Origin of the sequence: Buttiauxella noackiae, assembly GCF_000737905.1 — a bacterium.
Lineage (GTDB): Bacteria > Pseudomonadota > Gammaproteobacteria > Enterobacterales > Enterobacteriaceae > Buttiauxella > Buttiauxella noackiae.
Genome location: NZ_JPRU01000007.1, coordinates 43481 through 69496, shown reverse-complemented (window position 1 = coordinate 69496; position 26016 = coordinate 43481). Strand labels below are relative to the sequence as shown.

The window sequence follows — 26016 nt, the reverse complement described above, 5'->3', positions numbered from 1 at the left end:
TTAAGGCATTGAAATGTAAGATCGTTTACGGCACGCTGGAGCAGCATTCCCAAGTACTGGCTATTCGTACCGATTTGAGATTTGCTCAGTCCCATCCTGATCTACTTCTGTGCTTACAGCGAGATTATGAGCAGGCAATCACTCGCTTCTTCGAGTCACTGAAAAGTCAGTTACGGGCGGATCACAAACGCTCCCGGAGAGCAGGTACTCCAACATTACCATCTTATGTGTGGTGCAGAGAACGCAATACAGGGGAGCATCCCCATTATCACCTGATGTTGTTATTTAACGAAGATGTGTATGGGTACCTGGGCAATTACCAAGAACTCAATGCTAAAAATATGGCAACCCGAATACAAAAAGCCTGGTGTAGTGCTATAGGGCTTGCTCACGAAGATTACGCGACATTAGCTGAATTACCACCTAATGCTGTTTACAGATTTAGCAGATTTGATGCACTGGATCGCACCCAAATCTACTGGGATTTCCTGATTCGACTGGCGTATCTGGCGAAAACCAGGACTAAGGATGTCCACAGCGGTTACCGCAACTTTGGCACAAGCCAGTGTCCACGCTTAGGCGGATTAGCCTGCTAATAGCACTCTGGGTGAGGTATTTGTCCTCACCCAGGCAATTAACATAATTAATACATTTCTCGGTAAAAAATTCGATAATGTACCTCGATACCCTGCTACAACATGCTACATGTAGCAGGTCGTAGCAGCTCTCAGAGAGCAGGACATACATTTTTGGGCTAGTAGCTACGGGTATGCCATTGTCTGAGAGCTAAGTTCCTTATTGATGATTGCAGCATTTAAGTTGGCAATGTCCCCTGTTAATTAGGGACAGCGTTGCATCGACCCGTTGAACTCACAGCACGGAGAGGTCTACTGGAGAGTCGAGAGGTCTGCTGTGAGCGATCTGCGGACATTGCTAACAGCGTTCTGTGTGAATCAACGGGAGCAGTTAACCTGTTAAAACCCTTCTCCATTTCATGCCATCAGAAAAGAGCCTTGAGTGACGGAAGGAGAGTAACCACGCCGTATACGACAGCTCTCAGCGCAATAGTACCTGTGCATTAGCTATTTTGGTCTGAACAGTATTGTTGTTCCGCAATTTTATATATTTCACTAAACGATACAGCAGGTTCAGCTCCAAGGAAAATTCGGGCGCTTTTAATGTAATACTCTTCCAATAACTTCATGTCGTTTAACTGTATGATAAAGAAAATTAGAGCGTCGTTGTAAGACATCCTGCTAGTATTAAAAATATTCTCTGTACAGTGTTGTGCAGCAAGACGCGCAGCATGTTTTTGTAAATTACTCCCGATGTGCTGGTTGGCAAGATGTCTAATGCGCAACCGAGTAAAAAAAGTTTCAGCGCAGTAAACACGTATATCTGAAGGGAGACCGTCGATAGCATCTTCTATGTTTGGTTCTGTAAATAATTTCTTGTAGAAAATAATAGCTGATGATAGTAGGTCACCTGCACTGATTTTTCTGTACGGACCAAAAAGATAATAGAACGGCGTGGCATCATGTATGTTTATAGCCGAAATAGCATGGAATCCATGGCAACACGCCATGAATACAACCGGTGAATAATCCATATCTCGGTTTATTAAGCTAAGCTGTAACGACAATTCCTCCCAAGTGATATGATCATTATCACCAATCTTAGATAAGGTTTCATTACCATGACTTTCAAAATGGTAGATGGGTCTAAGTCCATTACTTGTTTGACTGATTTGATCTTTCAGAAAATCATCCAATTCTGTTCTAGTTTTGATTTCCTGGTATTCGATAACTCCGGCTTTCTGGTAATACATGATATCTTCATAAAGTTTGTTGGCTGTATTAAAGTCATCAGCACCCAGCATGTTAATAATATACAACTTATTGAATCTTAATTCTTTAACTATCTCTGATATCATTATTCTCTGTCCTGCAGGAAAATTGTAGCCGGGATTTCAGTATTGTAGGAAATGAAATAAGGTAAGTCGAACGCAACTGTGTCTTCCTCCTTGTTTTATTTGAATGCCAACTTAACGGCGATGCGACTAAATTTCAACAAGTTCTTCTGAAATCGATAATTTTTTAGATAATAACTTATACAAGTAGTGACCTCCTAACCGTTGATTAACACATCCCGATGTTAGTAATTTCCGCTTCTGGCACTGAGCGAACTAAATGACCGCTATGAGCGAGATATAGTCATTCGCACCCTGAGAATTACACTTTGAAGTGATTCAGGGTATGCGCTTACTGGTTACGAATATTGAGCGAGAATCATGCGATGATCGCCGCTTTTCTTTCGAGCCAGTAGGTGCTCCACGTTCGCTAACGAATACTCAGGGCATGCAGATAAACTGCTGACTATATTTCTTTCGAAGAGCGTGGAATGCATACCAATCCCCGATAAAAAGGAGTTGGTGATGACTGCGACTAATCAATTTGCTGCGCACGTTGGTCTGGACTGGGCAGATAAAAAACACGATGTCTGTGTTCAGTTTAAAAACGGTGAACGCGTATTCCATGTGATTGAACATACAGCAGAAGCGCTTGATGTCTGGCTTACCGAGCTACACCAGAAGGTAAAAGGCAGGATCGCTATCGCCGTTGAGCTGAAGAAAGGTCCCGTGGTGTATGCTCTTCAGAAATATCCGTTTATCACCGTTTTCCCCGTCCACGCTTTGTCCCTGGCTCGTTACCGGCAAGCCTTCTCGCCCAGCGGCGCTAAAGATGACCCGCAGGATGCCGAGCTGGCATTAGAGTTAATGCTGCGTTACCCCCAGAAGATAAAAGCCATTGAACCCGACAATGCGGATATTCGCTTACTTCAGCAACTGGTTGAGCAACGCCGTCAACTGGTTGAAGATAAACGCCGTTTTGTGAACCGGATAATCAACACGCTTAAACAGTATTATCCTCAGCCCCTGGAGTGGTTCTCACATCGGGGTAGCTTACTATTGTGTGAGCTGATTATCCGGTGGCCCAGTCTGCAACAACTGAAACGAGCCAGGCGCGACACGATCCGCAACTTTCTGAATGCCAAAGGTGGCCGCGCAATGGCCCTTACTGAGCAACGTGTTGCGAGTATTGATAACGCGATCCCATTGACTATAGACCCGAGTGTTATAGAGGCTAATGAGTTGATGGCAACAGCACTGGCGACACAAATTAAAGTCGTGAGTGAAATCATCAAAACCTATGACGAACGAATCGAAACGCTGTTTGACACATTGCCAGATGCGGGGCTATTCAAATCACTTCCGGGCATGGGGCCGTGTATGGGTCCACGGATGCTTGCTGCACTTGGTGATAACCGTGACCGGTTTAACAGCGCTGAAGAAATTCAAAACTACGCAGGTATTGCACCGGTGACAGAACGAAGTGGCCAGAAATCCTGGGTTCACTGGCGATGGCAGTGTGCCAAGTTCGTCAGACAGACCTTTGTTGAATGGGCTGCCAAAACGGTTAACTCATCATACTGGGCCAGACTTTATTATCAGGGACTGAGAGAAAAAGGAAAATCTCACCAATCTGCAATCCGGGCTCTGGCATTCAAATGGATCAGGATCATTTACCGCTGCTGGAAGACCAGAACCCAGTACGATGAAGCAAAGTATTTGCTGGCTCTCGAAGCGCGGCAGTCGCCCTTACTGAAGCCATAACAAGCTTGTCGAATGTCTCAGGGCGTGAAGCGGACACTAACGCCTATAGTGAGTCCGATAACATTACCTTATTAGAGCTTTGCTAGCCGATAATATTGAATTACTCACCCGAATTTCCACACCATCGATTTACGACTTCCATCAAGCCAGCTTCTTGGGTCGCCTCATTCGCCCACCCGCTTGCGAATTTAATATCGTTAGAATTTGGTAATTTATCAGGTGATAACTCTCGAATTCTAATCCTGCTTGGAAGTGCTGCGGCCTCCCCAACAAAAATTGCCTCTCGTCTTGTAAGGGCTGATAACATTTTAGTTAAGCCGCTTAAACTGTCCGGCAAGAACTTTGAGACATGTTCTTGATCACTAGAATTCGATAATCTAAGTACTATCCAAGAGTTACACTGGGAGAGAACCGTACTTTCAACATCAGATGGTCTTTGTGAAATAAGCCCCAGCCCTAGTCCGTATTTACGCCCTTCTTTTGCAATCCGTCGTATAGCATCTTGAGCCTCTTTGTATTGTGCTTCACCATGGTTTGGCACGTAGCGGTGCGCTTCTTCGCAGATAAATAATATAGGATCTTTCTCTCTTTCTTCCCTTGTCTGCCAGAGTTTGTATTGAAAAAGAAGGCGGGATATTAAAGCAGTTAATGGTCCAGCCACCTCATTTGGCAGGCCTGATATGTCTATTATACGAATATCTTTTCCATTTGCTTCACCGACAAACTGCTTCAATATATCATTTAGCTTAGGAGAATCAGCTTCACTATATTCTCTTAGCATAAAACTAAGCTGGGGGTTTGAGCGAAGGACTTTGAGTTTTTTAAGTATGTTTTCGACTTTATCGCGACCCGATGATGCAGCTAATTTTTCCTGTTTCCCTTCTTTGCGCCCTTGAACCTTGTCTATGTGCTTGACAAACTGCTCTAATTTGAACGGGACGGGTTTATCTCTATCAAAATTCAAAACCTGATCTTCAATTACACCATCAACAAATGCAGCTTCTATTCCGCCGTTTGGTTCAGCACCTACATCCTGCACGTAACCCGCCTCTAGCAATCTAGAATAGGTGATTGCTTCATAAACAATATTATTTTGAGAGGTGGCTTCATGTTCTGTTTTACCAATGATTAAGGATCTCAACTCATCACTGGACATAAGCCAATAAGGCAACTTCAACAGTTCTGCCTCATCCTCTACTGCAGATGCATCATTGTATGCGCGGAATACTTTTGCCCTATTGCCAAAAGCACTAGCATATTCACCGTGGGGATCAATCATGACAATTCTTGGTTTTAACGTCGTGTCACTAGGCTGATGGTCTAGAACAGAATGTAAAATTGATGCCACTGTTCCTGATTTCCCTGAACCTGTAGAACCTAATATCGCAAAGTGATGCCCAAACAGTTTATCAATATTCGCTCTGCATACTGCATTGTTGCCACCGATATAATTCCCAATTGGAACCATGGGTGTAATGGTTTCATCTTGAGCATTTGATTCTGCTGCTTTATAAACAGCCTCTAGCTCATCGTTTAGGCAAATATAGGCGCTTTGTAATGGCAAAGGGTAGGTTTCAACGCCACGAGAAAATTCAAGTCGAGAATTCTTGTGAGACCAGACACCCTGACCAAAGAGATCTGCCTCTAATATACGAGCATCATCTGCTGCATTAATAATTTGGTTACGGTCTTCAGTAATCAACTCAGATCTCATTTTAAGAGACCGAACAAAAGCAAATAACAGCTTTCTCCCAAAATGTACTTTAATGATACTGCCCATTTGTCCTACAGGATAAACTTGGCCATCAACGGCACGAATGAGTTCATTAACGCTATCATCGATCTCTATGCGTAAATTATTTCCAGCCACCTCAATAACTTTACCTACCTTTAGTTCTTTTCGTGATTGAAATATATTACTCATGAAACTTCCCCTGTACTGATGAACTGCGTTAAGCCATCAAAGCGCCACCATGAATATTTGCTAGCATCAGATTCAGCTAAGGGAGTTGTTGAATTATGGTAAATACCCAATTCACCTGCGACGTACACTCTAGAACTAATTTTCGGACATCTCAGCCAAGCGTCTAAAGTCTTATTAATAACAACCCCATCTTTTGGTGATTCTTGAATAAATGCAATAACCGTTGTTTGGTTGGACTCACTTCGCAATGCACTTTCTATTTCAGAATTAATATGGTCATCGCCAAAACTATAACCGCAAGTAATTAATGTATTTTGCTGCACACTCATTAAGGTTTTTCTTAAACCTAGGAATAAATTGGCGAATGGATCTTTCTGTGTTTCAACATATTTTGTTGCCTGAGGGTAAATCATTATATTTGCGGGGTTTGACAAGTATTTAGTTCCATATCTTGCGCGCACTAGACCTAAGTCATCATCCCTGTGCCAATCTATCGAGCCATGTAATTTATATAGATGGTATGTATTTGAATCTATCGCTGCATTCGAGAACGCGCTTTCGGCATTCCAAAAACCTACAGCTCCACCTGAAAAGCCATCACATACTATTTTCTTGTGTAGAGCTAAGGCGTCTTCAAGCAAAGTATCATAATTAGTAGTAAAAAATGTAGTTTTTGAACGTTGTTCTAGATTTGATTTGCTGATCAATAATGCCTCTATAAACTTATAATGAGGTTCTATTTCAACAATTGGGTTTGCTGCGCTACCTATCTCCTCCTCTATCGCGCGATTAGCATTAGCAGCAACGTATCCGTATCTGACAATCCCGCCGATAGCCTTGATAATTTCTAGATACAGTCGCCTTAGCTCTTCACTGGTATAACTATTAGCGCCAATATATGCCGACTGGTTCCTTGAACGATCAGCAATAGCTAAAAGATCACCCAAATGACTCAAGTAGTGCTCAACATGGCAGTCATCAGAGAGATCTGCTTTTAAAACAGCTAAGATTTCTTTTTCTTTGCCCCCGGAATTTTCTTCGATAATTCGCTCAACGCGACTGGTCAATGGATACATTAAAGGTATTTTTGAACCGAAACTTATCCCTGCGCCAAAAAGCCAGCTTTGTCTACTTGGAGAACTTAAAAGCTGCTTTATGTTTTCCAACCTATTATCAAATTCTTCCATAAAGGTCTCTTCATTTATTGAGGTTTGGGATACAGAATCAAACACATACGTGAGTATGCTTTAACGCTTATTCAACGAGGCAGCCCGAACTTGATCACAAACTTACCTGTCTTTGTAGATTTAATGTACATAAACTACATTTTTTCTTTCAAGTTTACAACAAGTTATAGGTAAAACTGATAGCTGTGCTAGCGACAAAAAATTAACCCGAATTACACGCGATGTCGGCATTTAGATACGAAAACTAAGTGTATTTAAAGTATTAATAGACTGCCAAGAGGGCAAGACAAGACGTAAGGAATCTCCCCCTTAACACAGAGCAGCCCGTCAGTTCAGGTCAAGCTCTGCACCATAAAAGTGCCGAGATCAGGTCTGAGCTAACTCAATTGAATCTCAAAACGGCTCAATCACTGAATAATATTGACCAATCTGCATGTATTCTAAGTAATTTCAGATAGATATCATCTTCCTGAACGCACCGCATTTACAGCGAATCAGCAAGAGTTCGCTGTTTTTGTTTTCTTTATCTCGGAGATGTCATGAGAAATCAGGATGGTTTGCATTCGCTGCATCGTTCACTTACCGGTTTACCGGAATGGGCCTGCGCGCGAGTTATGCAACAGATTCGTCAGTTAACACAATACGAGCCCGTTATCGGCATTATGGGGAAAACCGGGTCGGGAAAATCATCACTCTGTAATGCGCTGTTTGCCGGAAAAATCTCTCCGGTCAGCGATGTGAGCGCCTGCACACGCGAACCTTTGCGCTTTCGCCTGCAAGTTGGCGAACGATTTATGACCATAGTAGATCTGCCCGGTGTCGGTGAAAGCGAAAGTCGTGATGCAGAATATGCTGCGATGTATCGCCAGCAACTGACGCACCTCGATCTGGTGCTGTGGCTGATTAAGGCCGATGACCGTGCGCTGTCCGTGGATGAGCATTTTTATCATCAGGTGATTGGCGGGGCATACCGGCATAAGGTGCTGTTTGTTATCAGCCAGGCAGATAAGGTCGAACCTGGCAACGGTGGCGAAAAACTGTCCACAGAGCAGAAACAAAACATCAGCCGTAAAATCTGCCAGTTGCATGAACTCTTTCAGCCTGTAAATCCGGTCTGTGCAGTGTCAGTACGTCTGCAGTGGGGACTGCGAGTGATGGCAGAGCGGATGATTCGCAGCCTTCCCCGTGAGGCCAGTAGCCCCGTGGCGGTACAACTCAGTGCGCCGTTTCGTACCGATGCCGTTAATAAAAAGGCCCGCGACGATTTTGGTGAGACGGTAGGTACGTTACTGGATACGGTTAGTTCTATGCCGCTGATACCAGCCCCGGTCCGGACCATCATTCAGGCTGTACGCGACACCGTTGTATCGGTCGCCCGTGCCGTCTGGAATTTCTTCTTCTGAATATCCCCCCTTAACGCTTTGTACCTGAGCCCTGCCGCGATTGCGTGGCAGGGCTTTTTTGTCTTAATTCTTCCATCTTGAGGAGTCTTCTTATGACCCGTCTGGCTTCGCGCTTTGGCGCAGCAAATGTTATCCGTCGTGACCGTCCGTTAACCCGGGAGGAGTTGTTCCGCACGGTACCCAGTGTCTTCAGTGAAGACAAACACGAATCCCGCAGTGAACGATATACGTATATCCCGACCATTACACTGCTCGACAGTCTGCAGCGCGAAGGCTTTCAGCCGTTCTTTGCCTGTCAGACCCGGGTTCGTGACCCGGAACGTCGGGAGCACACCAAACATATGTTGCGTCTGCGCCGTGAGGGGCAAATTACCGGCAAGCAGGTGCCAGAAATCATTCTGCTGAATTCTCACGATGGCTCCAGTTCGTACCAGATGCTGCCGGGGTTATTTCGCCAGGTTTGCCAGAATGGGCTGATTTGTGGTGAGACCTTTGGCGAGGTGCGCGTTCCACACAAGGGAGACGTGGTGAGTCAGGTGATTGAAGGAGCCTATGAAGTGCTGGGGATTTTTGACCGGGTGGAGGAAAAGCGCGATGCCATGCAGTCGCTGATGCTGCCACCTTCGGCCCGTCAGGCATTGGCGAAAGCCGCAATCACTTACCGCTTTGGCGAGGACCACCAGCCAGTAACCGAGGCGCAGGTTCTGACTCCCCGTCGTTACGAGGATTACAGTGATGACCTGTGGACCACCTATCAGCGTATCCAGGAAAACCTGATTAAGGGCGGGTTAAGTGGTCGCAGTGCAAAAGGTGGACGGACTCATACCCGCGCGGTACGTGGTATCGATGGCGATGTGAAGCTTAATCGTGCCCTGTGGGTGATGGCAGAAACCCTGCTTGAGCAGCTTTAACAGAGCGAATTGTACTCTCCGCAACCCCGGCATTGTTATCGCCATGTTAACAATGGACGCCACCTGTCCATTAATTCTATCAGGGGCTGTTTATAAAACAGTCTGATACTGCTGTGGACCGCGCCCGTCCTCGCATGGGCAAATGCAAAAAATAGTTCCCACAGTGTCCATTCCCTGTCCGGCCCCCTCTGTAAAGTAATCACATTAATTTCAGTCAGTTAATCTTCACGGAGAATATTCCATGACACAGGCAGAGCGTCGCCATGACCGGCTGGCGGTCAGACTGTCACTCATCATCGGTCGTCTGGTGGCGGGCGAAACTCTGAGCGTGACGAAGCTTGCCACCGAGTTCGGGGTGTCGGTTCGCACCCTGCGGCGGGATTTTCGTGAGCGGCTGATGTATCTGGACCTGGAGTACCGTCAGGGCCTCTGTCGCCTGCGTACCGGAGGTAACGGTGCGCAGGGTGAACTGGATGTGCTGACCTTTGCTCACCGCACCGGGCTCGCTGATGCCTTCCCGGGCTTTGACCGCAGACTGGTCAGTGCCCTGCTGGCGTCGGATGATGCACCCTGTCTGGTGTGGCAACTGCCACACGGGGTGAGTCCCTCCGGCTCACTGGTGTTTTACCGGCTCGTCAGTGCCATTACTTCCCGACAGCGGGTGACGCTGCTGGGCGAGGGGCAACGCAGTGAGAGCCTGGCTCCATACCGTCTGATTTCCCTGGCTGGCTGCTGGTATCTCGCCGGTGAGTTACGAGGGCATGTCACGGTCCATCCGCTGACGGACATTCACGCCGTCACGGTGCTGGATATGACTTTTACACCCAGAAAAACCATCAGCCAGCTAACCAGTCAGGCTGCTTTTATTCGCGCACTTCCTCACTTCAGTGTCATTCGCGAAGCCCTGTTCCTGACCTCTCCTGGCAGGGGCTCAGCGGACAGTGCTGCTTAATCAACATCCGGCCTGCACCGGTCTTTCAGAGATAAGGAGAATCATGAACTGGCATTACGAGAAAAATGGTATCCGTCACGACGGTATCAGCGAAGAAGAAATGGCGGCACGCATTAAACGCGGCGAACTTACCGCCTTCACACTGGTGTGGCAACCAGGTATGGCCGACTGGCAACCCTTATCCGCCACCCCGCTGGTGACTGCGCTGGCACAGTGCATCACACCGCCTGCTCTTCCGGGGCACCGTATTCCGGGCGGTGTCGTCTGGACACTGGCCTTTGCCCCGTTCATAGGCTATGCGCTTGAGCTGTGGACGGCGGGACTGAATGGGATGGCATTTGAGGAAGCCTATGACGCCGTATCGGGTGGGCAGTACTGGTTTATCACACTGCTGCTCAATATCGCCCTGGGTTACCTGGATGAAAGACGCCTGCGTAAGGCCGGGGTGGATACCGCAGCCTTCGGCAAGCTGGCGTGGCTGGTGCCGTTCTATCTCTGGCGACGGGCGAAATCACTGGGACAGAAACCCACTTACTTCTGGGTCTGGCTGGTGATGCTGTTCCTGACGCTGGTGGCCTGATGTATTCCCACCAGCCTTCAACCGGTGGCTTCTCTTTTAAGGAAATCATTATGAAAAAACTGTTCAGAACGCTGCTGATAGCAGGCAGTTTGTTGACCTGCGCCACAGTGCAGGCTGCGCCCTATAACCGGGTGTTGCCCGCTGCGGTGAATAACAACAGTGGCAATATTTTCTGGTGTGATGCTCACCGGCAGGTCACCGGGAAATGTGAAGCTATGTTTGCTGACCGCAACGGTGGAATGGTAACCGTGCGTTCCGCGCCGCTTAAAGACTGCGAGGGTGGGTTGTGGGGCTGGATAAGCATCCGGCGCGATGAAGCGTCAAAAGGTTTCACAATCACCCCGGACCAGAAATTCGGCGTCTCTGTAAAAGACCTGTGTCGTCCCGGAACTATTGCCACCTTTATGCCCAACCACAAAAAACCGGATTACGACGACCTGGTGGTGCTGTACCAGGGCAAAGAGCTGTTCCGCTATAAGCGTTTTTAATTAAGCCATGACTGGTGCAGAACAAATCTGCGCAGCCATACGCCACTGATGATTCAGGGAGTAAACCATGTTCAGAATGATGACTGCAGTATCCTCCATTGTGCTGTCTCTTACCGCTTTCACTGCTGGCGCAACACAGTTACCCGAACACCTGATGGATAAAGATAATCCGGGCGAGTCGTACTGGTGTCAGGGAAACGATATCAACAGCTCCGTCTGCTCGCTGACCGCCGTCAGTGACGACCATAAATTTGCACTGATTCAGGACTGGCCGGGCACTGCCTGTGCTGATAATAATTTTGGTGTTATCGACCTGGTACACGAGACCGGCATTAATGTGCCCTACGATGGCGGTGACTGTCAGGGTGATGTGAAGGCCAGCTTTGTGCGTGGTGCGAAGGATAACGCCCTGTATGTGAAGATTGTCCGGGGCAGCAAAACGTTGCTGATGTACAAAGTTAAAACCGGATACTGATACCGTCATCGACACAAAATAAACAATGCCCCTGTTGCTCACGCAACAGGGGCTTTTGCATTTAAGGCGTGCGTGATGTCTGAGCCAGTTTCGTCGTTAACGACGACTGAGTAAGAAAAAGAAAATACGCTAACTTTCCATACGGAAAATATGAAATTCAACCAATACATTCACATTTTACTGGTAGCGGGTTCTGCACTGATGACATTAATAACCCTGATTACCTCCGGCAGTCGGGGTTTTCTTTTTTTGTCGCTTAATATCCACCGATAGCCCTGGCAGTTCAGAACGACGAACGCAGTGGTTAGTTTCTATCTTCAGGTAAATGTATCCGCTTCTGGTTATAAAGTCTGCTGAGAGCGAAAACCGGAAGTTCGGAATGCATCCTTATATCGAGGTATCTTGAGTTATGGGAGCAAATCACATGCACTGCAGGACTTGGGCCAGATTAATCGTTTTGTTATCCAGGACGGATGCTTGTGCATGTGTGTATTCAATAAGAAAAATGTACATATCTGCAGTAGCAAAAAAAGAGCTGCTTTACCATTTCACATAAAACAGCCCCTGTATTTCTCTTATAGCTTACCGATTAAAAATCAACGAGTTCTAACCGACGCGCCATATTTAATTCATTGCGCTCCACTATTTCCTCAACAATTTTGCCGGACGTATTGAACCTGAAATAGGTCAGGCTGGTCCAGGTGACATCCCTGCCACTGACGTCAAAACCGTTCCACGTATTAGATCCTGTCGCCACATGAGTCAGGGCGACAACAACCTGGTCGTCAGCAACAACCTCTTTTTGAAATGTCGTCACAATGGCTTCATAGCGGTCGGTCACATTCTCGCGCAGCCCTTTTTTAAAAACTTCAAGACCGACTAGTGGCCCGGGGCAGTCAGGACGATGAATCACCACGTTTTCATCAAAAAATTCATTCACGCGTTCGACATCTTTTCCGTCGACACAATATTTAAAATAAGCTTTAACCACATCCAGGTGAGTCATCTTCATTTCTCCGGGTTAATTAATCAGGGCCCCACCCTCAATATCCACTATCGAGCCGGTGACAAAGGGGTTATCCATGACAAACAGATACCCTTTTGCCAGGTCTTCTGCACGACCATACCTTTTGGCCGGTAGATTTTCTGCCGCCCGCGCCAGCATCTGTTCACGTGCTTCCGGTGCCATATCTGCATAGGCTTCAGTATCTGTCAGTCCCGGACTGATGGCGTTAACGCGCAGAGGAGATAACTCTTTTGCCAGCATTTTCACTGCAGCTTCCAGAGCCGCATTCATCGTGGTTTTCACCAGGGTACCGGGAACGGTACGACGGGCAAGAAAACCGCTGGTCAGGGTCAGTGTTCCACCGGGTTTAATTTTCCCGCTCAGATAACGGGCAACCGCCAGACTGCCCCAGAATTTGGTATCAAACGCCTGTTTTGCGGTCTTCAAATCCAGGGTGGTGAATGCGCCACCCGGCGCCTGGGAGCCCGCCGTCACCACAATGTTGTCCACCGGTTCAAGCATCCGGGCCAGGCGCTCAAGTTGCGCTTCATCGGCGATATCCAGTACCAGGCTTTCCGCTGTCGCACCGGTTGTCTGAAGTTGCTGACAGGCATGTTGAAGTTTATCGTGATGGCGACCGGCAAGAATAATATGCTCCCCACGGGTTGCCAGAAGCTGTGCCACGGCGAAACCAATACCGGTAGCACCACCAATAATGAGTGTGCGTTGTGTCATGATTCAGACCTCAGTCGTCAGGAACGGATAATCGGTATAACCGACTTCAGTACCGCCAAACAGTGTCGCCGGATTGCCCATCTCTGCCAGCGGCAGGTTTTGTTTCAGACGGCGCGGGAAGTCGGGGTTGGCAATAAACGGGCGACCGAAGGCCACCAGGTCCACCACACCCGCCGCCAGCAGTTTGTCGGCTTTTTCACGCGTGTAATTCCCCGCCACAATAATGGCGCCGCTGAAGGTTGCCCGCAGGGTTTCACGGAACTCATAAGGCACCTGCGGTGCATCATCCCAGTCAGCTTCAGCCAGATGAATAAAGGCGATGCCCTTTGTTTCACACCAGGCCGCCAGCGCCAGAATCGCTTCGATGGCCTGTGGGTCGTCCATGCCACGTTGGGTGATAAATGGCGCCAGGCGAATACCGGTGCGCTCTGCACCAATGGCGTCGCTGATGGCTTCCAGCACTTCCTGAGCGAAACGTACGCGGTTTGCCAGGCTGCCGCCGTATTCATCGGTCCGTTTATTCGAGGAGCGACGCAGGAACTGGTCAATCAGGTACCCGTTGCCACCGTGGACTTCCACACCGTCAAATCCGGCTTCCATAGCATTGATGGCCGCCTGGCGGTAATCCGCAATCACCTGCTGAATATCGCCATGGGTCAGCTCACGCGGGACCGGGCAGTCAACCATTTCACCCACACCTTCGCTGTTGACTACCCACACCTGTGCCTCCGGCGACAACGCTGAAGGGGCAACAGGCTTGCCGTCCGGGTGAAAACTTTCATGAGACATACGCCCCACATGCCACAACTGAGAGAAGATTTTGCCGTTCACTTTATGGACCGCGTCGGTCACCAGACGCCAGCCTGCGATTTGTTCAGCGGAATGAATACCCGGCGTCCAGGAGTAACCCTGACCCTGCGGAGAAATCTGCGTCGCTTCGGTGATGATGAGACCTGCACCGGCGCGTTGCTGGTAATACTCCGCCATCAGTGCAGTGGGGATATTGCCCGGCTGCGCGGTACGTGCACGGGTCATCGGCGCCATCACAATACGGTTTTTTAGCTCAAGATGGCCAATCTGTGTGGTTTCAAAAAGAGGGTGTTGTTGCATGTTCTGTTCTCCAGGGAGGTCAATTATGGCTTGACTTTACGTCCTGCGCGTCGCTTTGATAATGGCGGGAATAACTGATTCTATTTTCAGGAAAACGGAATAATGGGCAAGTTTGAAGATATGACGTTACTGGTGGAAGTCGTGGAGGCGGGTGGACTGGCCGCAGCGGGACGGCGGATGAATCTTTCTCCTGCCACCATGACGGCCCGGTTAAAGGCACTGGAAGAACGCTATCAGACCCGGCTGTTTAATCGTTCCACCCGGGCAATTGCACTGACACGCGCCGGTGAGGATTTTTACCACGCCGCACTTCGCGTGATGGAGGAAATGGCGCAGGCCGAGTCGAAACTGACACAGAAAGACGGGATGCTCAGTGGCAGCCTGCGTATTTCAGCGCCATCAGATTTTGGCCGACAGTATCTTTCGGCCGCACTGCTCGATTTTTCCCGCCTGCATCCTGAAGTCAGAAGCTTTGTCTATCTGAGTGAAAGTGTGGTGGATTTGATTGCCAACCGTCTGGACATGAGCGTGCGTTTCGGCAACCTCCCGGACAGCAATCTGGTGACGAAATTTATCCGCCCCAATCACCGTGTACTGGTTGCGTCAAAAAGCTACCTTGAAACACATGGGAAACCTGTGCATCCGGATGACCTGCACGGGCATCGTTGCCTGGTGATGGAGCAGCGCGGCTCGCCGATGAACGAGTGGCGTTTTGAAGAGCATGATGTGCCCTCCACAGTGCGGGTCACGCCTGCCATGGTATGTGATGATGGTGCCCTGCTGCGCCAGTGGGTGCTGGCCGGGGCGGGTATCGCCAGCAAATCATGGTGGGATGTGAAGCGCGATGTCGAACAGGGGCGGCTCATCGTCTTATTTGCCGACACCTTTATCGGTTTCAGTCGCCATGACAAAAAACAGGTTGGCCTCCAGTTTGTCTACCCGCAACGCCGTTTTCAGCCCTTGCAGGTGACGGCGTTCAGCGAGTTTTTCATCAACTGGCTGGATAATGAATGATCCGGCAACAGGTTTATTCATAAAAATAAAATAATCCATTCAATATTACTATAATTATCAAAAGTGATTCTTTAGCCCAGAATGACTCTCATCATTCATCTGTCAGAGTCACTTATGAAATCGCAGCGTATTCCATTACAGGTCTGGATACTGACCTTATCCGCTTTTGCTATTGGCACCGCCGAGTTTGTTGTCGCCGGATTACTCACCACCATGGCGCACACCCTCAATATCACCGACGGTCAGGCGGGAAATGTGATCACCGCTTACGCCATGGCGATTGTAATCGGTGGGCCGGTGCTGACGCTGTGGCTCGCCCGTTTTGAAAAACGTAATGTCCTGGCCGGATTGATGGTGATGTTTATTGCCGCCAACCTAGTCAGCGCCTTATCCACCAGTTATTCGGTGCTGCTGGTCAGCCGGGTGCTGGCGGGCCTGGTACAGGGGCCGTTTTACGGTATCGGTGCGGTGGTCGCAACGCGACTGGTGGCAGAGGATCTTGCGGGTCGCGCTGTGGGGCAAATGTTTGCCGGGCTGACGCTGGCAAACGTGTTGGGTGTGCCGTTCGGTGCCTGGATTGGCAATATCTTCGGCTGGAACGTGACGTTTTATGTTGTCTCCGCCCTGGGTGCGGTGGCGCTGGTTGCTATTATGCTGACCATTCAGCGCCAGCCTCCTGAGCCGGGTAAGAGTGTGCGTCAGCAGCTGGCGGTATTCCGTCATGGCCCGTTACTGGCAAGCCTTGCGATTACCGTTCTGTGCTGGACGGGCTTTATGACGCTGTATGGTTACATTGCACCCTTGGCAGAGCAGGTGGCAGGTTACAGCGTACAGGCGTTAACCGTACTGCTGTTTGTGGTGGGTATTGGTCTGGTGGTGGGTAACCATATCGGGGGGATGACGGCGGACCGCAACCTGCGCCAGGCGCAGCTTTTATGGCCGGTCCTAATGGTCGTGTCACTGATTGTTGTTGGCCTGGTCAGCAGCCATTACTGGTTGTTTATGGTGGCGACGTTCCTGTTCGGCATTGCCTCATTCGGTAATGTCCCGCCATTACAGATGAGCGTACTGAAACATGGCAGCACTGCACCGGAACTGGCGGGTACCGCTAATATCTCTGCCTTTAACCTGGCGAATGCACTGGGTGGGATTATCGGTGGTCTGACCGTCGACAGTGCCCTCGGCGCGGCAGGTATTCCGTGGGTGGCGATACTGATCCCTGTGGCCGGCATTGCGTTTGTGCTGTTTAACCGTCGTAACACTGGCCTGAAAGTCCAGGCCGCGAGGTAACTATGTACATCGACCATGCGACATTCCGAAGCAGTGACATGGACGCCACGCGAGACTTTTTTATCGCAGTCTTTGATTTACAGCCCGGGGTGCGCCCCGGTCTTATCAGCAACCGCATTCCCGGTTACTGGTTATATGCGCAGGAAAAACCGCTGGTGCATATTATTCCTGCGGACGATGAAGGGTACCCGTTACCCGCTGCGGCGTTAAAAGAGAGTATTGACCATGTGGCATTTCATCTCGAAGGTTACGGTGCCTTTCGGGAAAAACTCCAGGGTCTTGGGATACATTATTCCCTGATGGACCTGGCTGATATTCAGGAGCGGCGAGTTTTTTTACGAGCCCCCGGAGGGCAGTTAGTAGAAGCGGTGTTCAGTGAACCTGTACCGGAATCAACCTGAAGGACAATGCCATTTTCTGAAGCAGTTCGGATCTGTACGCATGTCACTCTACTGTCAGCGCCCGGTTTATGGTGGTATCCGTTGGCAGGCATTACGGCAGGATAGCGAACCAAAATACAACTGTGCAGGGATAACGGGCAAATTGGGGGCCAGTTATCCCGCTTATTTTCACTTTTGAAAGATAAGTCTTATCGTTCAGTCATTATTTTTAAGCGGTTCGATTTACGCTATTTTATAACCTGAGATTTTAATGGCATTAATAAGACATTCTGTCTCTTACTATAAATTAACAGGCATCACTGCTGTGATAGTTATATTGGGTTCTACACAGTGATAAAGACCAGAGCGGATTTGCTCTGTTGGTGATGGTTCCCGTGAGTCCGCATACTGAATCAAAAATATCATTCAGCCGCGCCCCAGTATTAAAGTTCGACGTAGTAACAGAAATGTTACTTTTACGCTATGGCTAATACAGCATAGCGTTTTTTTTATCCCACTCTATTCCTTTGAGGACGAGCATGAAAAAAACACTTCGTATCGGTCATATTGATTTAAGTTTCCACGCGGCCAGTGCAGCGCTGGTTTGTACTGTATTTGAAAAATATGGCTGGCAGGTTGAAATGACAGCCAGCCCTCATGAAGAGATGTTTAAGCGCTATGGGAAAGGAGAAGTGGACATGCTCATTTCAGCCTGGCTCCCTGCCAGCCACGATGTCTATCTGGCCCCTTATCAGGATAATACGGTTAAATTAACAGTCCTGTATCATCCTTACTGTATATGGGGAGTCCCTGATTATGTCCCCGTCAGCGATGTGACCTCTGTTGAAGACTTACTCAGACCCGATGTCCTGTTAAAAATGGAAAAACGGATCCTGGGTATTAACCCGGGGGCCGGGATCAGCCGTTTTTCTCGTACAATGATCGAGGAATATCAACTTTCCGATTCCGGTTATTATTTTGAAAATGGCAGTGAATCGGCGTGCTACAGCACTTTTGAGCAGGCTGTCAGCGAACAGCGCTGGCTCGTTATTCCCTTGTGGCATCCGCAGTTCCTGCATCACAGATATACCATCCGGGCATTAGAAGAGCCAAAAGGGTTACTTGGCGGACAGGATGAAGCTACGCTGATAGCGTCCAAATCGATAACAGAGACATTCGAACCCCAGTTACTTGCTGAGCTTCAGGCTTTATCACCCGGTAATACCGTCATCAGCGAGCTGGATTATCTCATCTGCCGGCAAAATAAAACACCCAGTCAGGCCGCTGAAATCTGGCATCAACACCACTATCAGGAATAGCCTGTTGTGGGAAACGGCGAGCAGGCTCGCCGTTGCAAACTGTCTTTAATTAGCGGTATTTTAAACTGGCATCAACGCCCGAGAAGAGATTAATGATGGGCTGGAACGCCGTTTTCCATTCGAAATCCAGTGACAATTTACCTGCGGAATTAGGCAGTAAAAACGGAATAGTGACCATAAAATAAAAGAAGGGAAACTCCCAGCCGCCACCTGGCATCATCCACGTGTAACCGATACCAAAATGTCCACTCATTAACTCGGCCGCAATAAGATAAATTGCTGCAATAAAAGCGCCAGAACGGGTCAGAAAACCGAAACCAATCGATACTGCTGCTGTGAGTTCGGCGAGCCCACCGAGAATAATCATTGTAACTGCAACGTTTTCACTGAGCACGGTACCGAAAGTATGCATACCCACGACATTCTGAAAGAAACCAACCAGACCGGCATCATGATGCGACAAAAACAGTTTTTCAGTACAATGCGTCAGGAAATTAAATCCAACAAACATTCTTAAAAAGGAGAGTGCGACCTCCTGGTGACCGTATTGGCGAATCCCCTCCCTGAAAACAATGATAGCCTGAAGCAGGAGAGGAATGAATGTGATGGCGGTTAACCAACTCACCCGTGACCAGTCATGCTGATCGGCACTTCGCACGACAATCAACGTAAAGAACAACGTTAACATAAAACTTATCAGGCGGTTTTTACGCCATAAGAGTGCTGTCAATGGGATCAGGAATGAAAACAAAACCATCACGATTGCAGACCATGTCCCGTCGTAATGATTCAGATATGTCACCGATGCAATAAAAGAAATCAGCCCGGTAATAAAGGTTAAATGATAAATTTTAGCTTTCATTTATTTGCCGCCTGTTAAGAAATACTAAAGGTCTCTGATTTCTGACAACTTTGAGTGTAAGAGTGGATGTGGCAAGTGTATGTTGATTAATAAAATATCCGGTCAGTGGTGCGGTTGAATTATCCGGTACATCGAGTTTTTCAACATCAAGAGCGTGTAGTGTATAAATATAAGAATGGACTTTTCCCACGGGAGGACAAGGACCGAGATAATTGCGCTTGCCGGTATCATTTTCTTTTATTGTTGCGCCATCCGGTATTTCATTTCGTGAGAGATAATTGCGTGCTGCGGGAATATCAATTAACATCCAGTGCCAGAAACCACTGCCTGTATCAGCATCTTTATCGTATAAAGTGATGGCATAACTGCGTGTCCCTTCAGGGGACGATTGCCATGATAATTCAGGCTGGATATTCTTCCCTTTGCATCCGAAATCATTTGCCATTAAATCAACAGAGATATTTTCACCATTATGCAAAACCGAACTTCTCAACGTCTGTCTGGCAGCATATCCCGTTGCTGATGATACCCCAGTCCACAGAATCAACGTTGCTATCATTACTTTTTTACTGAACCTCATTCGTCCCCCATAAATATCCAACTAAAATACAAGTGAGGAATATATTTATAACGCTGGATGGCTTTGTTCTGCTATCTATTAATACTGAATAAATAATTCACCTGAAACGAATAATATACTTTAAATTATGGGGTGTAGAGCTTGTTTTTTTCAGGTTCGTTATAATCCCAAAAAGTAAGAACTGCCGATAGGCGATAGCGTTTTAACCTATTTACCCAAAGAGTTCTGAAAAGGGATATGAACTGCTTAATTAAAAAATGTCATGTAAGAATATCTTCGGCCGTAGTCTCCTTTGTCACGCACTGATTTTCTCTGGGCATTGGTTGTGCATGCAACTGGCCCATTTGCTTTTTCCATTCCGAAAATTTAAATCCGTCTTCTGCCGAGACTGCGTTTTAGAGTTAATTATCTAAAATAACAACTGAAATTTTTAAAAATTGAATTGATAGCTGATTTCAGATTTAAAATATTTTCAGATAGATATTACATCCATGAACATACCCAACTATTGGCCGGATTCTTGCGATCCGGCTTTTTTATTTATCAGAGGAGATGTTATGGAACATAAAGATCCGTCTCAGCCTTTGCGACAATTGCTTTCCGGATTACCTGCATGGGTCAGCGGTTATAGTGCGAATGGCTACAATGGTCAGGCGACGCTGAACGTCGCTTTCTGATAACGTATCTGCCCCATTTAAGGGCATCACATCACCACGCCAGGCCCCTGTTGCTCACGCAGCAGGGGCTTTTTTGCATTAAGGCGTGCGTGATGTCTAAGCCGGTTTGGACGCCAGCGACGACTTAGCCCGCAAAATAAAACACGTTCACTTTTATTAAGGAAAGAATATGAAACTCAATCCATACATTCGCATTCTGCTGGGTGCCAGCTCCACATTAACGGCATTCAGCATATAGGCCAACCCGAATTTGTGGGGGCTGGATTAAGGTCTACTCTGAACGAGGAACAGATGTAACCAGCATCCCGTTGCATGAAGGCATATCACCTGTTTCTTCAAGGAGCCTGCACATTACATAAAAGCATCCGCTGCATAAGACTTTTTTAGCTCCCACCTCCTAAATGCTCAGTCATGTACTAATGTTACTCAAGTATGTCGACAAGTGTTTCTTATTGTTCATTTGTGTCAAAGCGCTATTTCCCTATGTGACCTACAGAAATAACCTATGAATAGTATTTATCGTTTGGTTTGGAGCCATGTGGCGAACAGCTTTATTCCCGTTGCAAGACCGGACGCACAGGCCGAAAATTATTAACTACTGCGCTGATTGTTGCTGGCGTTTATGGCCCGACGGCAAGCGCGCTAGATGTGACATGGAGCCGAACTACCTGTTTCTACCGGTTTATGATGCAGTAAAAGAGACGGGCTACGCGTTTACCATTGACGGTCAGCAGCTGGCAAAACATTACGCCGAAGACACCGAACTGAATATTTTTTGCGCAATACCTAATATTGCCACAGGACTAACGGCAGCGGTACGGACGTCACTCTGTCGATTTGAAAAAACAGAGCGTTCATGAATCGCATTGCCCGAACGGCCGCTCGGCTTCGGTGTGGGTAGAAGCTAATAATTAGCCTCTGTTGGGATGAAAATTCGCTTCTGATTAAACTGCGGCTCACTTCGGGCCGCAGGATATCTCCAGCCTTTTAGCGGTTATTTTAGAAACAGGTGGCACATGAAAAAGAGCATCGTAGCGTGTTCAGGACTGTTGTTAGCCTCATTTTCTCACGCAAGTGGCCTTTATTTTTATGAGATTGGTACCGAAGATACGGCACTGGCCGGTGCCGGGCAGGCAGCTCGCGCTCAGGACGCCTCTACCATTGTCACCAATCCTGCCGGTATGACCCGTTTGCCGGATAGTATGTTTACCGGCGGTCTACAGGTCATGGGGGGAGATATTAACTATCAGTTAGATAACTCCAGACAGAGCCCGGGTAATGTCATGAAGCTTTTCCCTAATGCCAGCAGCTTCTATAGTCAAAAAGTCAGTGATGATTTATATGCGGGCATTGGTCTGTATGGAAACTATGGTCTGGGGATAGATTTTGGTGACTGGGCTGGGGACAGGTTAATCAAAAAGAGCACCATGCTTGCCATGACTCTGAGCCCCTCTCTGGCATGGAAACTGAACGATCGTGTTTCCATCGGAGGATCGGTGAATGCCAACTATGGCTTCTTGTCGCTGACGCGTAACGTTGATGGTGATGATAAAACGCAAAAAGACCACGACTGGGCGATGAGCTATCGCCTCGGTTTGCTGATGGAGCTTACTGAGCAAACCCGTGCGGGGATCACCTGGAACAGTAAAACCGATTACGATTTTAATATTGATGCTCAGGCGCGCTTCCCAAACCTGCCAAATGTGGATTTCACCTTACCCATCGGTGCGCAAGTCCGCGCACCCCAGCAAATCATGCTGAGCCTGGTACATGATATTGATAAACAGTGGTCCGTAATGGGCGATCTTGGGTGGCAGGACTGGAGCCAGTTTGGTGCGCCACAGATTACCGTAGCAGGTGAGGCGCTCGACAAAACGAGCCGCCTTAAGGATACCTGGCATACCGCATTGGGTGTGCAATACCGTCCAACTGAAGCGTGGCGTCTCAATGCCGGCGTGGCATTTGATAGTACGTTATACAAAGATCAGAGTGATGTGGCGTTAACCCTGCCAACTGGCGACGAATGGCGTTTTGCCACCGGTGCGCAGTATCAACTTAGTCAGGCAAGCAATATTGGTATCGCCGTGGAATACCTGCATATGCAGTCTTCTCGGGTGCAGTCCCCGGCAATCCTGAAAGGCAGCTATGACGATCCGTACCTGTGGTTTGCCAGCGTCAACTACAGTTATCTGTTCTGATTATTTAAAGGCCCTTAATTCAGTGCTTATAAATACCGAATTCGATAGAAATCATGTCTTTTTTTGGTTAAACGATGATGAACTCAGATTACCAACATATGACTTTACTCCAGACAATTTCCAACCAGAAAAAGTTAAATTATTAATATTTTGAATTCCAATATGGCGAAATATAACTCTTTGGTTATATTTAAAAATGATAATACTCCATGGTCCTAAATGTTATTTGAACCAATGATTTATTACTCGATGTAACTACTCGGTTAGTCTGAGTTATTTGAGCGTTCACATATGAGGAAAAGAAATGAGACTTACATTAATAGTCAGAAGCCTTGCTCTGGCAGGGCTGCTTTCATCCACAGTAATGACGCCGTTGTTTGCACAAGAACTCCCCAAAGAGGCAACGGCATCAACAAAACAAGCCAACGATGCGCTCTATAACCAACTCCCCTTCTCTGACAACACTGATTTTACCAACGCACATAAAGGCTTTATTGCTGCAATTCCCACTGATGCCATAAAAGGTGAGCAGGGTAATGTGGTCTGGGATCCACAGAAATATGTCTTTATTAAAGAAGGTGATAAATCGCCGGATAGTGTTAACCCTAGTCTATGGCGTCAGTCCCAATTAATTAACATCAGCGGTCTTTTTGAAGTGACCGATGGTGTATACCAGGTCCGTAATCTCGATTTATCCAATATGACTATTATTGAAGGTAAAGAGGGTATTACTGTCGTTGATCCACTGGTTTCTGCTGAAACAGCAAAAGTCGGTATGGATTTGTATTTCAAAAATCGTGGCAATAAACCGGTTGTTGCAGTGATTTACACCCACAGTCACGTTGACCATTACGGTGGTGTGCGTGGGGTGGTCGACGAAGCTGATGTGAAATCAGGTAAAGTAAAGATTTATGCCCCGGCGGGCTTTATGGACGAAGCGGTGTCCGAGAACATTATGGCGGGGAACGTCATGAGCCGCCGTGCCAGTTACATGTATGGCAATTTGTTGAAGCCGGATGCTAAAGGCCAGGTGGGTGCAGGTCTGGGTACAACGACTTCTGCTGGGACAGTGACATTAATCGCTCCGACAAATTACATCACTAAAACCGGACAAAAAGAGACGATTGACGGCCTGACCTATGATTTCCTGATGGCTCCAGGCTCTGAAGCGCCGTCCGAAATGCTGTGGTACGTCGAAGAGAAAAAACTCATCGAAGCTGCGGAAGATGTTACCCACACCCTGCATAACACCTATTCACTGCGTGGAGCGAAGATCCGTGACCCGCTGGCATGGTCGAAATATATCAACGAAGCCATTAACCGCTGGGGTGACAAAGCTGAAATTATTATGGCTCAGCACCACTGGCCAACGTGGGGTAATGAAAACGTTGTTAACCTGATGAAAGGTCAACGTGATATGTACCGCTATATTAACGACCAGACCTTACGTCTTGCTAACACCGGCCTGACACGGGATGAAATTGCTGCCAACTTCAAACTTCCTGATGGCCTGGCTAAAACCTGGGCAAGCCGTGGCTACTATGGCTCAGTGAGTCACGATGTTAAAGCGACCTACGTGCTGTATCTCGGCTGGTTCGATGGCAACCCGGCTACACTTGATGAGTTGCCACCAGAAGAAGCAGCGAAGAAATTCGTCGAGTACATGGGCGGTGCCGACAACATCCTGCAAAAAGCGAAAACAGATTACGAACAGGGTAATTATCGCTGGGTTGCACAGGTTGTCAGCAAAGTTGTGTTTGCCGATCCAAATAACGAGGCAGCACGTAATCTGGAAGCTGACGCACTCGAACAACTGGGGTACCAGGCTGAATCTGGGCCATGGCGTAACTTCTATCTGACTGGTGCGCAGGAACTGCGTAATGGAGTTCAGAAATTGCCGACGCCAAATACGGCAAGTCCGGATACGGTGAAAGCCATGTCACCGGAGATGTTCTTCGATTACCTTGGTGTTCACATCAACGGTGAAAAAGCGGCAAGCGCCAAAGCAGTGTTTAATATCGATTTGGGTAGCGACGGCGGCAAGTACAAGCTGGAGCTGGAAAATGGAGTACTGAACCATACTGCTGGTGCTGAAGCGAAAGACGCAGATGCCACCATTGCGCTTAACCGTGAAACGCTGAATAAAATCATCCTGAAAGAAGAAACCCTGAAGCAGGCTGAAGATAAAGGCGAAGTGAAAGTCACCGGCAACGGTGCCAAGCTTGATGAGATGTTGGGCTATATGGACAAATTTGAGTTCTGGTTCAATATCGTCACACCATAAATAAGCCCCCTGCAGCTTCAGTGCTGCAGGGGATTTAATTCAGGTAATCATATGCGTCTTTCATATTCGATTTTTCCTTCATTTTTATGCCTTGTTTCATCTTATGTAGTTGCTGAAGAACATGCTCCGGATGCTGCACAGGCAAATAACCCTCTGGCGAATATGACTGCATTTAATATGCAGAACTATTACATCGGAGATGTCAGTGGTACTGACCAGGATGCCAATCAGTTCTGGTTCCGTTATGCGCAGCCTTTTTCATTAGGTGACAATAAATGGTTATTGCGAGGTTCATTACCCATTAACACCTATCCGGTTGCGCCGTCCGGTGGGCATAAAACAGGATTAGGCGATCTTAACCTGTTTGCGTCCTGGCTGATTGATACCGGCAATCCCGCAGTGAGTTTTGGTTTCGGTCCGCAGATTACGGCACCAACGTCTACAGAGGATGCACTGGGCACAGAAAAATGGTCTGCGGGCCTGGTTAACGTGCTCTTCAATGCCAGTTCGCCGAAATTTCAGTACGGTTATCTTGCCTCATGGCAGCATAGCTTTGCGGGAGAAGACAACCGCAGCGATGTAAATCTTGGTACTTTCCAGCCATTTTTATTCTATCAGTTGAGCGGCGGTACCTATCTCAGAGCGGCACCTATCTGGGTCTACAACTTTCAGAATGACAGCTACAGTGTTCCGATGGGTTTAGGCGTTGGACAGGTGATTAAGCAGGGTAAAACCGTCTATAACTTCTTTGTAGAGCCTCAAGGCTCGGTTGCAGACCGCGGTCCTGGGCAGCCTCACTGGCAGATTTTCTTCGGGTTAAACCTTCAGTTCCTGAATTAATCCGTTTGTGGTTCACGCTTGCCAGCGATTTATATTTCCGCTGCCCTTTGGGTAGCGGTACCCGTTCATGTGTACTGATGCTACCTGTATGGACCCGATACACGCTTTCTGATTTTGTATACCTGATA

Annotated in this window: 25 protein-coding genes; 17 read left to right on the top strand and 8 right to left on the bottom strand. The window is 47.8% G+C overall.

Annotated elements, in window-relative coordinates:
• The first annotated feature begins 8 nt into the window (after positions 1–8).
• Positions 9–596: an inovirus Gp2 family protein gene (locus tag IX31_RS20955; protein WP_241767211.1), complete on the top strand. Its 588-nt coding sequence runs from the start codon at positions 9–11 to the stop codon at positions 594–596.
• Positions 597–1078: 482 nt separating this feature from the next.
• Here IX31_RS20955 and IX31_RS20950 read toward each other — a convergent pair whose 3' ends face one another.
• Positions 1079–1933, bottom strand: a complete 855-nt coding sequence (locus IX31_RS20950; protein WP_034461565.1) for a hypothetical protein — start codon at positions 1931–1933, stop codon at positions 1079–1081.
• Positions 1934–2434: 501 nt separating this feature from the next.
• Here IX31_RS20950 and IX31_RS20945 point away from each other — a divergent pair.
• The gene (locus IX31_RS20945) at positions 2435–3673 is read left to right on the top strand and encodes an IS110 family RNA-guided transposase (RefSeq protein WP_034461564.1); all 1239 of its coding nucleotides are present in this window, start codon (positions 2435–2437) and stop codon (positions 3671–3673) included.
• A 100-nt stretch (positions 3674–3773) separates the two neighbouring features.
• Here IX31_RS20945 and IX31_RS20940 read toward each other — a convergent pair whose 3' ends face one another.
• Positions 3774–5597 carry an ATP-binding protein gene (locus tag IX31_RS20940; RefSeq protein ID WP_034461563.1) on the bottom strand — a complete coding sequence of 608 codons (1824 nt, stop codon included), beginning with the start codon at positions 5595–5597 and terminating at the stop codon, positions 3774–3776.
• On the bottom strand, positions 5594–6784 hold the full coding sequence (locus IX31_RS20935; RefSeq protein ID WP_034461562.1) for an SIR2 family NAD-dependent protein deacylase: 1191 nt from the start codon (positions 6782–6784) through the stop codon (positions 5594–5596). The genes IX31_RS20940 and IX31_RS20935 overlap by 4 nt, the downstream gene beginning before the upstream one ends.
• A gap of 539 nt (positions 6785–7323) precedes the next feature.
• Between IX31_RS20935 and IX31_RS20930 the strand changes: the two genes are divergently transcribed.
• The 6 genes from IX31_RS20930 to IX31_RS20905 all read left to right on the top strand — a co-directional run bounded on the left by IX31_RS20930 (position 7324) and on the right by IX31_RS20905 (position 11593).
• Positions 7324–8187 (top strand): GTPase family protein, encoded by an 864-nt coding sequence (locus IX31_RS20930; protein WP_034461561.1) that lies wholly within the window; start codon positions 7324–7326, stop codon positions 8185–8187.
• Between the two features lie 92 nt (positions 8188–8279).
• The gene (locus IX31_RS20925) at positions 8280–9098 is read left to right on the top strand and encodes a DUF932 domain-containing protein (protein ID WP_034461560.1); all 819 of its coding nucleotides are present in this window, start codon (positions 8280–8282) and stop codon (positions 9096–9098) included.
• A gap of 241 nt (positions 9099–9339) precedes the next feature.
• Positions 9340–10050 carry a DeoR family transcriptional regulator gene (locus tag IX31_RS20920; RefSeq protein WP_034461559.1) on the top strand — a complete coding sequence of 237 codons (711 nt, stop codon included), beginning with the start codon at positions 9340–9342 and terminating at the stop codon, positions 10048–10050.
• 43 nt (positions 10051–10093) lie between these two features.
• The gene (locus IX31_RS20915) at positions 10094–10630 is read left to right on the top strand and encodes a DUF4339 domain-containing protein (protein ID WP_034461558.1); all 537 of its coding nucleotides are present in this window, start codon (positions 10094–10096) and stop codon (positions 10628–10630) included.
• Between the two features lie 50 nt (positions 10631–10680).
• Positions 10681–11118, top strand: coding sequence for a hypothetical protein (locus IX31_RS20910; protein WP_034461613.1), 438 nt, complete (start codon positions 10681–10683; stop codon positions 11116–11118).
• 67 nt (positions 11119–11185) lie between these two features.
• Complete coding sequence (locus tag IX31_RS20905) at positions 11186–11593, top strand: hypothetical protein (protein ID WP_034461557.1); 408 nt, start codon at positions 11186–11188, stop codon at positions 11591–11593.
• Positions 11594–12182: 589 nt separating this feature from the next.
• Here IX31_RS20905 and IX31_RS20900 read toward each other — a convergent pair.
• The 3 genes from IX31_RS20900 to IX31_RS20890 are packed head-to-tail and all read right to left on the bottom strand — an operon-like array spanning position 12183 to position 14444.
• Entirely contained in the window at positions 12183–12599 is a 417-nt protein-coding gene (locus IX31_RS20900) for an ester cyclase (RefSeq protein ID WP_198528586.1), read from the bottom strand.
• Positions 12600–12614: 15 nt separating this feature from the next.
• Positions 12615–13334: an SDR family oxidoreductase gene (locus IX31_RS20895; protein WP_034461555.1), complete on the bottom strand. Its 720-nt coding sequence runs from the start codon at positions 13332–13334 to the stop codon at positions 12615–12617.
• Between the two features lie 3 nt (positions 13335–13337).
• On the bottom strand, positions 13338–14444 hold the full coding sequence (locus IX31_RS20890) for an alkene reductase (RefSeq protein ID WP_034461554.1): 1107 nt from the start codon (positions 14442–14444) through the stop codon (positions 13338–13340).
• A 102-nt stretch (positions 14445–14546) separates the two neighbouring features.
• On the opposite strand from IX31_RS20890, the gene IX31_RS20885 reads away from it, so the two are divergent.
• The 4 genes from IX31_RS20885 (at position 14547) to IX31_RS20870 (ending at position 18447) form a co-directional block, all read left to right on the top strand.
• The gene (locus tag IX31_RS20885) at positions 14547–15458 is read left to right on the top strand and encodes a LysR family transcriptional regulator (RefSeq protein ID WP_034461553.1); all 912 of its coding nucleotides are present in this window, start codon (positions 14547–14549) and stop codon (positions 15456–15458) included.
• 114 nt (positions 15459–15572) lie between these two features.
• Positions 15573–16748, top strand: a complete 1176-nt coding sequence (locus tag IX31_RS20880; protein WP_034461552.1) for an MFS transporter — start codon at positions 15573–15575, stop codon at positions 16746–16748.
• Between the two features lie 2 nt (positions 16749–16750).
• Positions 16751–17149 (top strand): VOC family protein, encoded by a 399-nt coding sequence (locus IX31_RS20875; protein WP_034461551.1) that lies wholly within the window; start codon positions 16751–16753, stop codon positions 17147–17149.
• 518 nt (positions 17150–17667) lie between these two features.
• On the top strand, positions 17668–18447 hold the full coding sequence (locus tag IX31_RS20870) for a glycine betaine ABC transporter substrate-binding protein (RefSeq protein ID WP_072009491.1): 780 nt from the start codon (positions 17668–17670) through the stop codon (positions 18445–18447).
• Between the two features lie 49 nt (positions 18448–18496).
• Here the strand turns inward: IX31_RS20870 and IX31_RS20865 are convergent, their stop codons facing one another.
• Positions 18497–19309, bottom strand: coding sequence for a DoxX family protein (locus IX31_RS20865; RefSeq protein ID WP_051880797.1), 813 nt, complete (start codon positions 19307–19309; stop codon positions 18497–18499).
• Entirely contained in the window at positions 19299–19889 is a 591-nt protein-coding gene (locus IX31_RS20860) for a YbhB/YbcL family Raf kinase inhibitor-like protein (RefSeq protein ID WP_051880793.1), read from the bottom strand. The genes IX31_RS20865 and IX31_RS20860 overlap by 11 nt, the downstream gene beginning before the upstream one ends.
• 557 nt (positions 19890–20446) lie before the next feature.
• On the opposite strand from IX31_RS20860, the gene IX31_RS23680 reads away from it, so the two are divergent.
• From IX31_RS23680 to IX31_RS20835, 5 genes are all read left to right on the top strand, one after another.
• A complete protein-coding gene (locus tag IX31_RS23680) occupies positions 20447–20566 on the top strand; it encodes an autotransporter adhesin family protein (RefSeq protein WP_241767210.1) in 120 nt (39 codons plus the stop codon).
• A 653-nt stretch (positions 20567–21219) separates the two neighbouring features.
• Positions 21220–21426, top strand: coding sequence for a hypothetical protein (locus tag IX31_RS20850; RefSeq protein ID WP_034461549.1), 207 nt, complete (start codon positions 21220–21222; stop codon positions 21424–21426).
• 156 nt (positions 21427–21582) lie between these two features.
• A complete protein-coding gene (locus IX31_RS20845; protein WP_034461548.1) occupies positions 21583–22764 on the top strand; it encodes an OmpP1/FadL family transporter in 1182 nt (393 codons plus the stop codon).
• A gap of 304 nt (positions 22765–23068) precedes the next feature.
• The gene (locus IX31_RS20840) at positions 23069–25048 is read left to right on the top strand and encodes an alkyl/aryl-sulfatase (protein WP_034461547.1); all 1980 of its coding nucleotides are present in this window, start codon (positions 23069–23071) and stop codon (positions 25046–25048) included.
• A gap of 51 nt (positions 25049–25099) precedes the next feature.
• Positions 25100–25888, top strand: a complete 789-nt coding sequence (locus IX31_RS20835) for a hypothetical protein (RefSeq protein WP_034461546.1) — start codon at positions 25100–25102, stop codon at positions 25886–25888.
• Positions 25889–26016 lie beyond the last annotated feature (128 nt).